Below are 15,924 nucleotides of genomic sequence, written 5' to 3'. Positions count from 1 at the left end.
TGCTTACTCCACAGCTTCGGCCACGCCCTGATCCTCACCCAGGAACCCGCCACTCTGATGCTGCCACAACCGTGCATAGGTACCCTTTTTCGCCAACAGTTCGGCATGGGTGCCTTGCTCGATGATGCGCCCTTCATCCATCACGATCAGCCGGTCCATGGCGGCGATCGTCGACAACCGGTGGGCGATGGCAATAACGGTCTTGCCTTGCATCATTTCATCCAGGCTCTCCTGAATGGCCACCTCCACCTCCGAGTCCAGCGCGCTGGTGGCTTCGTCAAGCAGGAGGATCGGTGCGTTCTTCAGCATCACCCGGGCAATTGCAATGCGCTGGCGTTGGCCGCCAGACAGCTTGATGCCGCGTTCACCCACCAGGGTGTCGTAACCGCTGTTGCCCTGGCGGTCGCTGAGCTGGCTGATGAAACCATCGGCCTGGGCACTGGCCGCAGCGGCACGGATCTGTGCTTCGGTAGCATCGGGGCGGCCATAGGCAATGTTGTCGCGAATCGAACGGTGCAACAGCGAGGTGTCCTGAGTGACCATGCCGATGGCGCTGCGCAGGCTATCCTGCGTGACCTTGGCGACGTTCTGGCCGTCGATGCGTATTTCCCCCTTGTCCACGTCGTAGAAGCGCAGCAGCAGGTTGATCAAGGTGGACTTGCCGGCGCCGGAGCGGCCGACCAGGCCGACTTTTTCGCCCGGACGGATGTGCAGCGTCAGCTCATTGAGCACCTGGCGCTCGCCGTTGTAGTTGAAGCTGACCTTGTCGAAACTCACCGCGCCACCCGTGGTTACCAGCTCTGCAGCACCCGGCACATCCTGCACCTTGGGGCCGCGGGTGAGGGTGGCCATACCGTCCTGCACGGTGCCGATGTTTTCGAACAGCGAGGTAATTTCCCACATGATCCAGTGCGACATACCGTTGACGCGCAAGGCCATGGCGGTGATTGCCGCCACGGCCCCGGTGCCAACCTGGCCCTGGTGCCACAGCCACAGTGCGTAGCCACCGGCACCAAAGATCAAGCCCACCACCAACGCCTGGTTGACGATTTCGAACTGGCTCACCAGGCGCATCTGGCGAAAACCGGTCTGCTTGAAATCTTCCATGGCTGCGCGCGCAAAGTGCGCTTCGCGGTTGGAGTGCGAAAACAGTTTTACCGTGGTGATGTTGGTGTAAGCGTCAGAAACCCGCCCGGTCATCGACGACCGGGCATTGGCCTGCTCCTGCCCGACCTTGCCCAGCCGGGGGACGAAATACAGCATGGCCAAGCCGAACAGCACGACCCAAGCAATGAAGGGCAGCATCAGTTTCAGGGCAAAGCCGCCGGCCAGGGCAATGATCGCGATGAAATACACGCCAATCCCAGGCAGGATTTCAATGAGTGTAAACAGCACATCGCGTACTGCCAGCGCCGTCTGCATCACCTTGGTAGTGACCCGGCCAGAAAACTCGTCAGAAAAGAACGATAAGCTCTGGCGCAACATCAGGCGGTGAAAATCCCAACGCAGCCGCAGCGGCAGGTTGATCGCCAGCACCTGGTGCTGAACCATGGTGCGCAGCGCCACCAGCCCGATGCTGACCACCAGGACGATGCCGATCCCCCACAGCACACGGCTTTCCTCGGGGCCAACAGTACCGCCTGCCTGCCAGGACGCGAGCAGGTCGACCACCTGGCCCAGGAACGCGAATAGCCAGGCTTCGTATATCGACACCCCGGCACTGAGCAGCGCCAGCGCCAGGATGTAGCCACGGGCGCCGCGGGTACAAGCCCACATGAAGCGCAACAGGCCAACGGGCGGCGGTGGTACCTCGTCGGGTGGGAAGGGGTCGAGCCGACGTTCAAAAATACGCAGCATGCTTGTCTCCGGAAAACGGTTCTTGCTTGGCCAATGCCCTGCCGGCTTGCCTTTGGCGACTGTTGTTTTTAACCCGGAAAAGGTCGGCCTTGGGGTGTTTGTTAACAAACCTTTGCAACTCATTACATTTCAGATTGATTTCATTCTGCCTTGATGCTGTATAATTGACGCAACTTCGTGTTCAGCATCATTTTTGTCGTTTTTTTGACATGAGTCATAAAGCGTCAGCAGAGGATGTGACACATTCCGCCTTCAAACCGTTTCAATTTACCTTTTGCAGAGCCAGTGTTTTGACTAATGGAATGCAGTTGTTGGCGATTTCCGGCCTGAGCGTCGAGAGCAGCCAGCTTCATCAACAAGGACTGTACTGGTTAGCCTGTGACGCCGCCGAAGACGCCTCCTTGCTATGCCGCCAGGTAGTCGAAGGCATGCCCGATAATGCCAGGGCAGCCCTGATCGCCGATGCGCAAGCCATGGATGACGTGCTGGGTGCGCTCGACGCGACGCGCGGTCCGGCCGAGCTGGCACTGTATGAGGCCAACTCGCAAGCCACCCGTTATCTGGTTGAAGACCTGCCTCGTCTTGATGCCCGTGGGCGTGTGCTGGTGCTGCTGGCACCGGCACACGCCTGGGTGGATACCGAAGTCGAGCACTGGTGCAATGCGCTGCGCCAGGCATTGTTGGCTGAAGCGGCGTTGCTGCTGGTCGTCAGTGGAGGGCAGAGCACTGCCTTGGTCGAGCGCCTGCGCGTTTTCAACCAGTGCCTCGACGGCCTGGGACAGGTGTACCGCGGCAAAGGTGGGGTACGCTACCTGCAGCATTTCTGGAGCAACCCGCTTGGCAAAGCCGCCACCCGGGACATGGAGCTGACTCGGCTGAGCGCGGGCTTTGTCGTTGCTGCCGCGCCTCAGGCACCCAGCGACACCGGTGGTGACGAGTTGCTGTGTCTGGCCCAGCGCCCGGTACTGGAAGGCGCGCCAGCCTTCTCCGAACACTGGCAGGTCTGCGAAAGCTTTGAGGAACTGGGGGGCAAAGCCAGCCGGGCGGTGTCTGCCACGGTGATCTTTGCCATGGACGGTGGGCAGCGTCTGGATAGCCTGGCGCGCCAGCTGCACCACCTGCGGCAGTCGCGTGGCAACGCCTTGAAGCTGGTCGTGCGCGAAATGGCGCCGACCCTGCGTTATCAAGACGAACAGTTGCTGCTGGCTTGTGGTGCCAGCCAGATCGTGCCGTTCGGTGCCAGCTTGTCACGCTTCCTGACCATGGTAGAGAGCATCCAGGGTTACGTCTGGCGTCGACACCTGCCAACCGACTTCGATGCCTTGCTGGCACGCCTGCGGCCGCTGGCCATCTGCGGGTTGGTAGCACCACGGGCGTTCGCCGATGCCGTGCAAAGCATGTGGCACGGGGTGCGCAACGGCGAAATCGTCCACCAGTTGCTGGTGTTGCGTCCGGCGCCTGGCCTGACCCCGCTGCAGGCTTGCTCGCGTACGGTATTCCGCCGTGATGGCGACATCGCCTGCGTGGTTGGCGAGGTGCTGTTCCTGTTCCTGTTCGCCTGCCGCTCCGAAGGGGTCGAGCAAGCGCTTGACCACATCTTCCAGCTGTCATGGAAAGAGCTGTTCATCAGCCAGGAGGTACTTGCCGGCGTCGACAGCCTGGCCACTCCGGCCTTCCTCGACAGCAACCTACCGCAGCCACCCCGAAGCGACACGGCGACGCAACTGCCTGCACAGGCATGGTCGGCGCTGGCACCGCGCAAGGTCGGCCTGGCCAAGCGGGGTGGCGCATGAACTTCGTGCAACTGCTGCAGGTGGTCGGCATTACCGCACTCGTCACGCTGGGCCTGGCCTTGTTGCTAGTGCGCCTGTGTTCGGCATTACGTGGCGTGTTGCGCCGTCGCCTTCCCCCCCGTTACCTGAAACCGCTGGGCGTACGCCGCCGCGCTGCACGCCAGGAACCCCAGAATGACTAATACCACCATCACCCTCCCGGTACTGGCCCGCTGGCCTGGACTGGGAGGGTGGAACCTCTATTTTTTTGCAAAGTTTCTGCTGGTCGCGCTGGGCATGCTCGACTTCCAGGCGCTGCCGAACCTGTTGTTCGCTGCGTTTCTGCTTGTCCCTTTGCCGGGCAAGTGGCTGCGTATTGCCCGGCAACTGCTGGCGGTGCCAATCGGTATCGCGCTTTTCTACCAGGACACCTGGCTGCCACCCTTCAGCCGCCTGCTGGCGCAACCGGGGGTGCTGGACTTCTCGTGGGACTATCTGCTCGAGCTGCTGGGCCGCTTCATCAACTGGAACCTGCTGGGGGCGCTGGCAATGTTGCTGGTGGGTTACCTGTACCTACGCCATTGGCTGCGCCTGAGCACCCTGAGCCTGCTGGGGTTGGCATGGCTGTCGGTCGGCGGCTTGCCGTCGCTGGTTGCAGGCCAGGCGCCCGGCGTGGCGGCGCGTACCGCAGCCGAACCCGCGCCTGCCACTGCAGCAGCCGACAATGCCACGCTCGACAGCTGGCTTGAGCGCTTCTTCGCCAGTGAGCGCGAGCGGGTGACGGCGTTCCCTGCCGTGAATGCCGATGAGCAACCGTTCGACCTGCTGGTAATCAACATCTGCTCGCTGGCCTGGGATGACCTGTCCGCCGTGGGGCTGCGGGACAACCCACTGTTGTCGCGCATGGACGTGATCTTCGACCAGTTCAACTCGGCGACCTCCTACAGCGGCCCGGCCGCCATCCGTGTGCTGCGTGCCAGCTGTGGGCAGTCGTCGCACGCTGGGCTGTACCAACCGGCCCCGGAGCAGTGCCTGTTGTTCCAGAACCTGGCCCGGCTGGGTTTCCAGAGCAACACCTTGCTCAACCACAGCGGCCGGTTCGACAACTTCATCGGCGACATTACCCAGCAGCGCATGCCGCAACCGGGCATGCGCAATACCGACTTCCCACGGGCACTGGTGGGCTTCGACGGCTCGCCGATTGCCAGTGACCTGGATGTCTTGCGCCGTTGGTGGGGGCAACGCAAAGGCACCCCGGACGAACATGTGTCACTGTTCTACAACAGCATCAGCCTGCATGACGGCAACCGTATCGTCACTGCCGACGGCGGTACCCGCGTGGCCGACTATGCCACCCGCGCCAATCGCCTGTTTGGCGAACTTGGCACCTTCCTTGACGAACTGGAGGGCAGTGGCCGCCGGGTAGTGGTGGCCATTGTCCCTGAGCATGGGGCCGCGTTGCATGGTGACCGCATGCAGTTGTCTGGCATGCGCGAAATTCCCACGCCGTCGATTACCCATGTGCCGGTCGGCCTGAAGTTCATCGGCATGGGCCAGCCTGCCCGCAACGAGCCGCTGCGGGTCACAGCTGCCACCAGCTACCTGGCGCTGTCCGAGCTGATCTCGCGTGTGTATGCGGGCCTCGGCCAGCAGCAGGTGCTGGATGTGCCCGGCCTGCTGACCGACCTGCCAACCACCGAGCAGGTTGCCGAAACCTCTGGCGCACAGGTGCTGAATTACCAGGGGCGTGCCTACATGCGCCTGCAAGGCCAGCCTGACTGGCAGCCGATCCCCAAGGAGCGCCCATGATCACTGGCAAGTCAGACCCGTCCGACCGTAGCGACGATATTGCCCAGTTGCGCCAGCACCTGGACATGCCAGAGCTGAACTATCAGGACATCTCGATGCTGGTGGGCGTTCAGCAGGCCCTGCAGCGCTGGCCATTGCTGGGTGAAAGCTGCAGGGCCAGCAGCGACGATGCGCTGTACGCGGCTGTCACCCGGCGCGAGAGGGTCGCGCCATGACCAGCCTGGCATTGCATGGGGTACGCGGAGGCCTGGGGCGCAGCGCCTTGCTGGCTGCATTGGGCTACGCGCTGCAGGGCGTGGGCGAACGGGTGCTGCTGATTGACCTGTGCCCCAGCAACTTGCTCGGGCTGCACTTCAACCTGCCGCTGGATACGTCCGAGGGCTGGGCGCTGGCCGAGCGGGAAGGGCGGCCGTTCAGCGATGCCGTGTACGAGGTGCTCGATGGCCTGTGCCTGCTGCCGTACGGCAACCTGCCTGGCGGTGCGCAGCACCGTGTGCCCGATGCGCAGTCATGGCGCGCTCGCCAGGTCGAGCTGGCCGAGCATTTCGACTGGCTGTTGTACGACCTGCCGCAATTGCCGGGCGAAACCACCGGCAATGGCATCGAGACTGATGTACGGGTACTGGTGGCAGAAGCGGAAATGGCCAGCCACCTGCTGCTCGGGCGACGTCCGCTCGAGCACTTCGACATGCTGCTGGTCAACCGCTATGACCCGGCCAGCCGCTTGCAGAGCGACCTGTTGATGGTGTGGCGTGACCTGTTTCGTGATCGCTTGCCGATCCAGGTGGTCCATCGCGACGAAGCCTTCCTCGAAGCGCTGGCGTACAAGGCTCCCCTGGGTCTTTACGCACCGCAGAGCCTGGCCTGCCGGGATGTGCAAAGCCTGGCGGTGCGCTGTCTGACGAGGCGCCAGCCGTGACCCTGAACCCTCTGTCGGCCTATACCTGGTTCACTGTCCGTGGTGCGCGTCTGCCGGTCGCGTGGCTGTTCACCCTCGGCGTGTGGCTGGCCTTCCTGTTCCTGCGCCTGGAATCACCCGCCTGGCAGGCGCTGCTGGCCGAGCGCCAACGCCTGTACCCGCAGCTGGCGGGCAAGCCCCCGACCCTGGGTGACCCGCTGCGTCTGTTGATCCAGAGCCTGTGGTTGTTGCTGCGGCGCCAACCGCAGGTGCGTACAGCAGGGCCTGGCCGCCGCGCGTTGGGCGCGGTGCGCATGCACCTGCGGGGGGCAGGCAGGGTGGCGCGCCACTACCGCGGCCTGCTGATCGATGCACTGCAACAGCTACCCGCGCGCTACCGCGCCAGTGCTTTCAGGCACCAGGCCTCGGCACGCCTGCGCGGCCTGAGCGTGTTTGCCCGGCGGGCGTTCTACAGCGTGCTGACGGTGTTCGCCCTCAGCCTCGCCCTGCTGTGCGTGACCGAACCGTTCGGCTACCTGGCGCAGCTGATGTTCATCTGCCTGCTGCTGGTCATCGCCTTGCTGGTGCGACACATGCCGGGGCGTTTCCCGACTTTGATGCTGATCGTGCTGTCGACCATCATCTCGTGCCGCTATCTGTGGTGGCGCTACACCTCGACCCTGAACTGGAACGACACCACCGACTTGGTATTCGGGGTGATCCTGTTGGCGGCAGAAACCTATTCGTGGTTCGTGCTGATCCTGGGTTACATCCAGACCAGCTGGCCATTGCAGCGCAAGCCGGCAAACCTCCCGGCCAACACCAGGCACTGGCCAACCGTCGATTTGCTGATCCCCACCTACAACGAAGACCTTTCAGTGGTGCGCACCACGTTAATGGCCGCGCTGGGCCTGGACTGGCCACGCGAGTGCCTGCGCATCTACATTCTCGATGATGGCCGCCGCGACGCGTTTCGTGCCTTTGCCGACGAAGTCGGGGTAGGGTATATCGTGCGGCCCGACAGCAAGCATGCCAAGGCCGGCAACCTCAATCATGCGCTGGGCGTCACCGACAGCGAGTTGATCGCCATCTTCGACTGCGACCATGTGCCGGTGCGCTCCTTCCTGCAACTGACCGTGGGCTGGTTCCTCAAGGACGCTAAACTGGCGCTGGTGCAGACACCGCACCATTTCTTCTCGCCTGACCCGTTCGAGCGCAACCTCGGTTCGTTCCGCCGCCGCCCCAACGAAGGGGAGCTGTTCTACGGCCTGATCCAGGACGGCAACGATATGTGGAACGCGGCGTTTTTCTGCGGCTCGTGTGCCGTGCTGCGCCGCACCGCGCTGGAGAGCATCGGTGGTTTTGCCGTCGAGACCGTGACCGAGGATGCCCACACCGCCCTGCGCCTGCATCGCCAAGGGTGGACATCAGCCTACCTGAGCATTCCGCAGGCCGCGGGCCTCGCCACCGAAAGCCTGTCGGCGCACATCGGCCAGCGCATTCGCTGGGCCCGTGGCATGGTGCAGATCTTCCGCACCGACAACCCGCTGTTCGGGCGTGGCCTTAGCCTGTTCCAGCGGGTGTGCTACGCCAACGCGATGCTGCACTTCCTGGCCGGCCTGCCGCGGCTGGTGTTCCTGACGGCGCCACTGGCGTTCCTGTTGCTGCATGCCTACATCATTTACGCACCGGCATTGATGATTCTGCTGTACGTGCTGCCACACATGATCCACGCCAGCCTGACCAACTCGCGGATGCAGGGCAAGTACCGACAAACCTTCTGGGGTGAGGTCTACGAGACCGTACTGGCCTGGTACATCGCCCGCCCGACCACGGTGGCGCTGTTCGCGCCAAAAAAAGGCACGTTCAATGTCACCGCCAAGGGCGGCTTGATGGAGCAGGAACAGTTCGACTGGCGCATCGCCCAACCTTACCTGTGGCTGGCGGCGCTCAACGTGGTGGGTCTGGGCTTTGCGGTGTGGCGCCTGGTCACCGGCCCGACGGCAGAAATCGGCACGGTGATCGTCAGCTCGCTGTGGGTGATCTACAACCTGCTGATTATCGGTGCCGCAGTTGCGGTGGCCGCCGAAGTGCGCCAGGTGCGCCGCGCCCATCGGGTGCAGATGCGCTTGCCGGCGGGGCTGATGCTGGCCAGCGGTCATGCCTACCCCTGCACCCTGGTCGACTACTCCGACGGCGGTATCGGCCTGCAGGTACAGCCCGGTCTGGAGCTGAAACCGGGGGAGCAGGTACGCCTGCTGCTCAACCGCGGCCAGCGCGAGTTCGCCTTCCAGGCGTGCGTCACCCGTACCGTCGGGCAACACGTCGGCCTGGTTTTCCGCGACCTCGCCCTGCAGCAGCGTATCGACCTGGTCCACTGCACCTTTGCCCGCGCCGATGCCTGGCTTGGCTGGAACGAGCAGCACGAGGTCGAGCGCCCGCTGCGCAGCCTGATCGATGTGTTGAAGCTGGGTGGCGTCGGTTACGTGCGCCTGGTCGAGCACATGCCGCCATGGCTGCGGGCGTGGTTGCGCCCGTTGCGTTCGCTGGCGCTGTGGCTGGCCAGCTACTGGCCCCGCACACCGCGGGCAATCCCTTCCATGAACCCTGTTGATCGAGACGCATGATGACTGGTTATCCCGCGCGTACCTGGGGCCTGGCGATGGCGCTGTTTACCGCCTTGTCGCAGAGCGCCGCTGCTGCTTCCGTAGCTCCGCTTGCCGAGCCTGCGGTACCCACACCCTCGGTACCAAACTGGCAGGTTGCGAAAACCTTCGAGCAGCTTGGGCATGCGTCCGACAGCCTGCTGCTGGGGGTACGCAACAGTGAGCATATCGAGTTTGGCCTGCGTCGCGATCGCCTGGCCACCGATGCCAGCTTGCAACTGGACTACACGCCTTCGCCAGCCTTGCTGCCGAACCTGTCGCACTTGCGCGTCTACCTCAACGACGAGCTGATGGGCGTAGTTCCGGTGGAAAAGGAGCAGTTGGGCCAGCGTGTACGTCGCCAGCTGCCGTTGGACCCGAAACTGCTTGGCGACTTCAACCGGGTACGTCTGGAGTTTGTCGGGCACTATACCGATGTCTGCGAAGACCCGGCCCACAGCGGCCTGTGGCTTAACCTCAACCGCAAGAGCCAGGTACAGTTGCACGAGCAGGCGCTGGTGCTGGAAAACGACCTGGCGTATTTCCCGTTGCCGTTCTTCGATACCCGCGACACCGGCAAGGTAGTGCTGCCGGTGGTGTTCAGCGGCGTGCCGAGCCTGGGCGAGCAGCGTGCGGCGGCAATCCTGGCATCCTACTTCGGCAGCCAGGCCGGTTGGCGCAAGGCCAGCTTCCCTGTGTTGTACAACAACCTGCCGGCCCGTGGCGAAAAACCTGCACCGAGCATCGTGTTTGCCAGCAACGACCGTCGCCCGCAGTTCCTCGCCGATCTGCAGCAGTTCCCGCCAGTCGACGGGCCCGTGCTGCAGGTGATCGATCATCCGCACGACCGCTTCAGCAAAGTGCTGCTGGTGCTGGGCCGTAACGACGACGACCTGATCAAGGCCGCCTCGGCGCTGGCGGTCGGCAACAATCTGTTCCGTGGCGCGCGCGTCAAAGTGGAGCAGATGACTGCGCTGCAACCGCGTCAGCCCTACGATGCGCCGAACTGGACGCGCACCGACCGGCCGGTACGATTTGCCGAACTGCTGGATTACCCCGAGCAACTGCAAGTCAGCGGCCTGCAACCGCGGCCGGTGACACTGGAACTGAACCTGCCGCCCGACTTGTTCGTCTGGCGCAACCAGGGTATTCCGCTGCGCACCCTGTACCGTTATACGGCGCCAGCGGTGACCGACGAATCGCGCCTGAGCATCAGCGTCAACGATCAGTACATCACCAGCATGCCGCTGGTGGGCAATGACCGGCGCGGCGGTACCCTTGAGGAAATGCGCCTGGCAGTGCTGTCCGGTGACAACACTGCATTGAGCGAGAACTCGCTGGTGCCGGCGCTGAAGATTGGCGACCGCAACCGCCTGCGCTTCGACTTCAGCTTTGCCAGCACCTTGGGCAGCGCCCAGCGCGATCGCTGCCAGACCTCGCTGCCGGTGGACGTGCGTGCAGCGATCGACGACAACTCCACCATCGACCTTTCCGGTTACCACCATTACATCGCCATGCCCGACCTGCGTGCATTCGCCCGCAGTGGCTTCCCGTTCAGCCGCATGGCCGACCTGTCCGAGACGCTGGTCATCATGCCGGCCAAACCTACGGCGATGCAGGTCGGCACTTTGCTCGACACAGTTGGCGGGTTGGCCGGACAGATCGGTTACCCGGCGCTTGGCCTGCAATTGATCGACGACTGGCAACAGGTCGCAGCGGCAGACGCCGACTTGCTGCTGATCGGCAGCCTGCCCGAGGCCCTGCGCGATGCGCCCAACCTTGGTCTGTTGCTCAGCGCCCAGCGTGACTGGTTACTGCAGGGCCGCAGCGCATCGTTGCCCGGTGGCCAGCGTTTCGATACTGAGCCGGTGGCTGCAAGCAGCCGCGTGGAGGTCAGCGCCCAGGCGCCGATTGCGGCCATCACCGGGCTGAAGTCGCCGTTCCACGAGCAGCGCAGTGTTGTGGCCTTGCTGGCCAACAGCGACAGCGATTACGCATTGCTGCGCGACGTGCTTGGCGATGTGGGCAAGCTCGATGCGGTGGCGGGTTCGGTAACGCTGGTACGCAGCAGTGGCGTGAGCAGCCAGTTCGTCGGCGAGCACTACTTCGTGGGCGCGCTGCCGTGGTGGCTGCTGCTGTGGTTCCACTTGTCCGAGCACCCTGTGTTGCTGGCGGTGATTGCGGCTGTTTGTGTGGTGCTGTTCGCCTTCTTGTTGTGGCGGGCACTGCGCTGGGCAGGCAAGCGCCGCTTGGGTGAGGCGGGGTGATGATGCGCCAGATGCTGGTAGGGCTGGTCGCCTTAGGCCTGCCCGTTTTCGCCAATGCCGGGTCGGTTTGCCCATGGCCTGCCTGGGAGCGGTTCAAGGCCGAGCTGGTGAGTGTGGATGGCCGGGTCATCGACCCGGGTGACGAGCGCCTGATCACCACCTCGGAAGGGCAGAGTTACGCGCTGTTCTTCGCCCTGGTAGGCAACGACCGGCAAACCTTCGCGCAGTTGCTGCGTTGGACCAGCAACAATCTCGCCGAGGGTGACCTGGCCCGGCATCTGCCTGCCTGGCTGTGGGGCCGTGACGGGCATCAGCAGTGGCAGGTGCTGGACGCCAACAACGCCAGCGATGCCGATCTGTGGATCGCCTACAGCCTGCTGGAAGCAGGGCGGTTGTGGGACCAGCCGGCCTACACGCAACTGGGCCAGCACCTGCTGTGGCGTATCGCCGCGCAGACCGTGCGCAAGCTTCCAGGCCTTGGCGTGATGTTGCTGCCAGGTGACTACGGCTTCGAAGACGCCCAGGGTACCCGCCTGAACCCCAGCTACCTGCCGCTGCAGCTGCTCGACCGCTTCAGCGATGTGGACCCCTTGTGGGGTGAGCTGGCGGCCAACACGCGGCGTTTGTGGTTGGCATCGTCGCCAAAGGGTTTTGCCCCGGACTGGTTGCTGTGGACGCCGGCCGGAAAGCCAGCGGCAGACACGAAACATGGCAATGCCGGTGATTATGACGCCATTCGTGTGTACCTGTGGGTCGGCATGTTGGCCGAGGGGGCGGCGCAACGCCGCGAACTGGTGGCCCATTATGCGCCGATGGCGGCATTGACCCAGCGCCAGGGGCTACCTCCTGAGCACCTGGATGCACGCAGCGGTGAAGCCCGCGGCCATGGCCCGGCGGGTTTCTCTGCGGCCTTGCTGCCATTGCTTGCTGCCTCGCCAGAGCACGTGGCCGGCTTGGCGACCCAGCGCCAGCGCTTGCGCGAACAGCCGGTCGAGGCCAAGGCGTATTACAGCCAGGTGCTGGCGCTGTTCGGCCAGGGCTTCGACGAGGCCCGTTACCGTTTTGACCCGCACGGCCGGCTGTTGCCGGCCTGGAGCGCGCCATGCAGCGAATGATCGGCGTGTTGATGCTGGCGGCAATAACCTGCCAGGCAGATGCGCAACCCAAGGATATCGATGAACAGCGCCAATGGCTGCTGGACCAGGTACGCCGCGGCGAAGCGCTGCACCGTGACGACCTGGTGCGCGATGCGCTGGGCCGTTTGCAGTTGCTTGAACCGCGCAACCCGGACGTGTTGCTGGCGGCCTTGAGCCTGGCATTGCGCGAGAAGAACAGCAGTGAAGCCGAGCAGTTGAGTGCGCGGATCAGTGCTGTTGCGCCTGGCAGCCTGCAAGCACGTCAGGCCGCACGCCTGCTTGAGCTTCAACAACCGGCGCCTGCACGGCGCTTGCAGCAGGCGCGTCTGCTGGCAGTTACCGGCCGTAACGAAGAGGCGCTGGCGGTGTACGAACAGTTGTTTGCCGGCGAACCACCCAGCCTTGAATTGGCCCTGGACTACTGGCGCGTGCGCGGCAATCTGCCAGGCCAACGCCCTGAGGCGATCCGCCAGTTGCAGCGGTTGGATCAGCAGTACCCAGGCAGCGCCGGGCTGCGCCAGACCCTGGCTGGTTGGTTGTTCGCCGAAAAGCGTGACCGTGAGGCCTTGGCCCTGCTCGATCAGCTGGCGCGAGATCCCGGTGCACGGGATGCCGCTGCCCAGCGCGAGTTCGACTACCTGTCCGGGCAAGCCGTGAGTGCCACCACCGCGGCAGCCTGGCAAGCCTTTCTTCAGCGTTACCCGGCTTCACCGTTGTTGGCACAGGCCAGCGAGACCTTGCAACAGCAGCGCAAGCTGCTGGCCGACCCGGCATGGCAGGCCGGTCAACGGGGTAAGGCATTGCTCGACAAGGGCCGTAATGTCGAGGCCGAAACGCAGCTGCGCCGCGCCCTGCGCCAGTACCCGGGCGATGCCAGCCTGCATGGGGCCCTGGGTTATGCCTTGATGCGCCAGGGCCGCCATGAAGACGCCCATGCGGCGTTCCGCGCGGCGAGCGCCAAGGAGCAGGACACCTACTGGATCAGCCAATGGAAGGACCTGGAGTCGTCCAGCCAGTATTGGGCCCTGCTGAAAAAAGCCGAGCGGGCCCTGGAGGTGAAAGACGTGCGCGGTGCGCGCGCACTTTACCAGCAGGCTCGCCAGCAACGGCCAAAGGATGAATACGCGTTGCTGGGCCTGGCAGATGTCTCGCTGGCCGAGGGCGATGTGGCGGCTGCCGAGCGGCAGTACCTGCAGGTACGGCGTATGGCGCCGGATAACGAAAGTGCCGTGCGTGGCTTGATGCGCGTTTACCAGGCGCAATCGCCAGACAAGGCGCAGGCATACCTGGACAGCCTGCCACCACGGCAGCAGGCGCAGTTCGCCAGCCTGCGACGCAGCCTGGAACTTGCGCGGCTGCGCCAGCAAGGGGACGAAGCCCTGCAGCGCGAGGACTGGTCGACGGCCAGCCACATGCTGGGCCAGGCTTCGGCCCTGGCCCCGGATGAGCCTTGGCTGGTGTATCAGCTGGCCAACAGTCTGCGTCACCAAGGGCGCACTGGCGAGGCCGACGCGGCATTTGCCAGGCTGGTGCAGCACCAGCCACGTGATCCGGCAACGCGCTATGCCCACGGCCTGTTCCTGGAGTCCAGCGACCGTGATGCCTTGGCTCTGGACAGTCTGAGGGCGGTACCTCAGGCGACCTGGAGCGCGGATATGCACGCGCTGGAGCAACGTGTTCAACGGCGTATGACCCTGGCCTCTGCGCAGCAGTTGCAGGCACAAGGCCGCAGTGCCGAGGCGACAGCCTTGCTTGAAGCCGGCCTGGCGCGTGGTGAAGGTAGCCCGGACGACTTGATGCTGTTGGCTGACTGGGCAGCAGCGCGTGGTGAACATGGCAAGGCGCGCAGCTATTACCAGCGTGTACTGGTCGTGCAGCCTGGGCGCCCTGATGCACGCCTTGGGGTGATGGAAAGCGCCGTGGCCGAAGGCAACCTGCAGCAGGCCCGGCACATGCTGGGCGTGAAGGTGCCACAATTTGCCGCTGATGACGGCAACGCCCAGCGGCGCCTGGCGGCGGTGTGGACCGCGCTGGGTGAACACGATCAGGCGGCCAGGCTGCTTGACCGGATTGCCGCGCAGCAGACGCGACCCGATCCGTTGTTGCGGCGCGACGCAGCCCGCCTGGTAGCGCAGGATGATCCTCAACGAGCACTGGACCTTTACGCGGCAGCGATGGCCGATGCGCAGTTGCTGGACCGTGCTGCCGTAGCGCCACGGGATGACCGTGCATTGACCCTGGCCAGCCGCGAGCAGGATGGCGACGACTGGCTGGCCCGCAGCCTGCGCAGTGATGTGGATGCCCTGTATCGCCAGCGCAATACCCATGTGACGCTGATGCATGACTACGGCTGGCGCGAGGATGACGGTACGCCCGGTACTTCGGAACTGAGTACCCAGTCGACCTTGTTGCATGTCGACACCCCTTGGCAGGAGGGCACCGCGTTTGCGCGAGTAGAGCGCATTGGCATGGATGCAGGGTCGTTCGAGCCGAACGATCAGGGACGCTACACCCCCGACTTCGGCAGCTGCCAGTTTGTTGGCCAGACCGCTGATGGCAAAACACTGCCCGCGTGCACGGGGGGATCGCAGTCTGCAAACGGCAGCCTGTTGGCGTTGGGTTGGCAGGGCAGCCGCTGGGCGTTCGACCTGGGCACCACCCAGGGCTATGCAATCAACAACTGGCTGGGCGGCGCAACGGTCAACGGTGACCTCGGGCAAGTTGGCTGGTCGCTGACCGCCTCGCGCCGGCCGATGAGCAATTCATTGCTGTCGTTCGCCGGCGCACGCGACCGCCCGACGGGCGTGCGCTGGGGCGGGGTCACTGCCAATGGCGCCACGCTCGGCCTGAGTTGGGACCAAGGTGGCGACAACGGGGTGTGGGCCAGCCTGGGGCACCATTGGCTGTACGGCGAAAACGTGGCCGACAACCAGCGGACCCGGGCCATGGCCGGCTTTTACCACCGCGTGGTGGAAAAGGCCGACGAGCGTGTACGTGTTGGCGTGACGCTGATGCACTGGCGCCATGACAAGGACCTGGGCGGCTACAGCCTGGGGCAGGGCGGTTACTACAGCCCGCAGCGCTACAGTTCGGTGGGCGTGCCGGTCAGTTATGCCTGGCGCAACTACGACTGGTCGCTGCTGCTGGAAGGTTCCGTCAGTTGGTCTCAGGCTCATAGTGGCAGTAGCCGCTTGTACCCGGACGCACACATCAACCGCAAGGTACTGGCGCACTATGGCGTCGATTCCAACATCGATGCGATGACTGAAGCCAGCGACAGCAGTGGGTTGGGCTACCGCCTGCGCGGTCTGTTCGAACGGCGCCTGAGTGACCAGTGGGTACTGGGCGGCGGCTTCGACTGGCAGCACAGCGATGACTATGCACCTAGCCATGGCATGCTCTACCTGCGCTACCTGTTCGAACCGTGGCGAGGCAACCTGGCCCTGCCGGTGACACCGCTGGAGCCTTACAGCGAGTGGCGGTGACGGCAATTGCTGCGTTGCAAGGGGCGCGCCTGCACGGGGCGATGCGGGCCAAGGG

General features: G+C 64.2%; 10 protein-coding genes. 9 read left to right on the top strand and 1 reads right to left on the bottom strand.

Annotation, left to right across the window (positions count from 1 at the left end):
• Positions 1-3: 3 nt before the first annotated feature.
• A complete protein-coding gene (locus ACI7M0_RS15940) occupies positions 4-1,857 on the bottom strand; it encodes an ABC transporter ATP-binding protein (RefSeq protein ID WP_028697022.1) in 1,854 nt (617 codons plus the stop codon).
• Between the two features lie 302 nt (positions 1,858-2,159).
• Here ACI7M0_RS15940 and ACI7M0_RS15935 point away from each other — a divergent pair, with 302 nt between their 5' ends.
• From ACI7M0_RS15935 to bcsC, 9 genes are read left to right on the top strand one after another with little or no spacing between them, the layout of a single operon-like run.
• Positions 2,160-3,650 carry a BcsE family c-di-GMP-binding protein gene (locus tag ACI7M0_RS15935; RefSeq protein WP_129932281.1) on the top strand — a complete coding sequence of 497 codons (1,491 nt, stop codon included), beginning with the start codon at positions 2,160-2,162 and terminating at the stop codon, positions 3,648-3,650.
• Positions 3,647-3,832, top strand: coding sequence for a cellulose biosynthesis protein BcsF (gene bcsF / locus ACI7M0_RS15930; RefSeq protein WP_010953551.1), 186 nt, complete (start codon positions 3,647-3,649; stop codon positions 3,830-3,832). The genes ACI7M0_RS15935 and bcsF overlap by 4 nt, the downstream gene beginning before the upstream one ends.
• The gene (gene bcsG, locus ACI7M0_RS15925) at positions 3,825-5,438 is read left to right on the top strand and encodes a cellulose biosynthesis protein BcsG (protein ID WP_129932273.1); all 1,614 of its coding nucleotides are present in this window, start codon (positions 3,825-3,827) and stop codon (positions 5,436-5,438) included. Before bcsF ends, bcsG begins: the two co-directional genes overlap by 8 nt.
• Complete coding sequence (gene bcsR, locus ACI7M0_RS15920; protein WP_020192942.1) at positions 5,435-5,653, top strand: cellulose biosynthesis protein BcsR; 219 nt, start codon at positions 5,435-5,437, stop codon at positions 5,651-5,653. Before bcsG ends, bcsR begins: the two co-directional genes overlap by 4 nt.
• Entirely contained in the window at positions 5,650-6,357 is a 708-nt protein-coding gene (bcsQ, locus tag ACI7M0_RS15915) for a cellulose biosynthesis protein BcsQ (RefSeq protein WP_064491569.1), read from the top strand. The genes bcsR and bcsQ overlap by 4 nt, the downstream gene beginning before the upstream one ends.
• On the top strand, positions 6,354-8,963 hold the full coding sequence (bcsA, locus tag ACI7M0_RS15910; RefSeq protein ID WP_129932272.1) for a UDP-forming cellulose synthase catalytic subunit: 2,610 nt from the start codon (positions 6,354-6,356) through the stop codon (positions 8,961-8,963). The genes bcsQ and bcsA overlap by 4 nt, the downstream gene beginning before the upstream one ends.
• Positions 8,960-11,248: a cellulose biosynthesis cyclic di-GMP-binding regulatory protein BcsB gene (bcsB, locus tag ACI7M0_RS15905; RefSeq protein WP_129932271.1), complete on the top strand. Its 2,289-nt coding sequence runs from the start codon at positions 8,960-8,962 to the stop codon at positions 11,246-11,248. The genes bcsA and bcsB overlap by 4 nt, the downstream gene beginning before the upstream one ends.
• Positions 11,248-12,363: a cellulose synthase complex periplasmic endoglucanase BcsZ gene (gene bcsZ, locus ACI7M0_RS15900; protein ID WP_129932270.1), complete on the top strand. Its 1,116-nt coding sequence runs from the start codon at positions 11,248-11,250 to the stop codon at positions 12,361-12,363. The genes bcsB and bcsZ overlap by 1 nt, the downstream gene beginning before the upstream one ends.
• Positions 12,351-15,869, top strand: a complete 3,519-nt coding sequence (bcsC, locus tag ACI7M0_RS15895; RefSeq protein ID WP_129932269.1) for a cellulose synthase complex outer membrane protein BcsC — start codon at positions 12,351-12,353, stop codon at positions 15,867-15,869. The genes bcsZ and bcsC overlap by 13 nt, the downstream gene beginning before the upstream one ends.
• Positions 15,870-15,924: the final 55 nt, after the last annotated feature.

The sequence above is a fragment of the Pseudomonas sp. 10(2024) genome, from assembly GCF_045164175.1.
Classification (GTDB): domain Bacteria; phylum Pseudomonadota; class Gammaproteobacteria; order Pseudomonadales; family Pseudomonadaceae; genus Aquipseudomonas; species Aquipseudomonas alloputida.
This window is presented reverse-complemented; position numbering and strand designations above follow the sequence as displayed.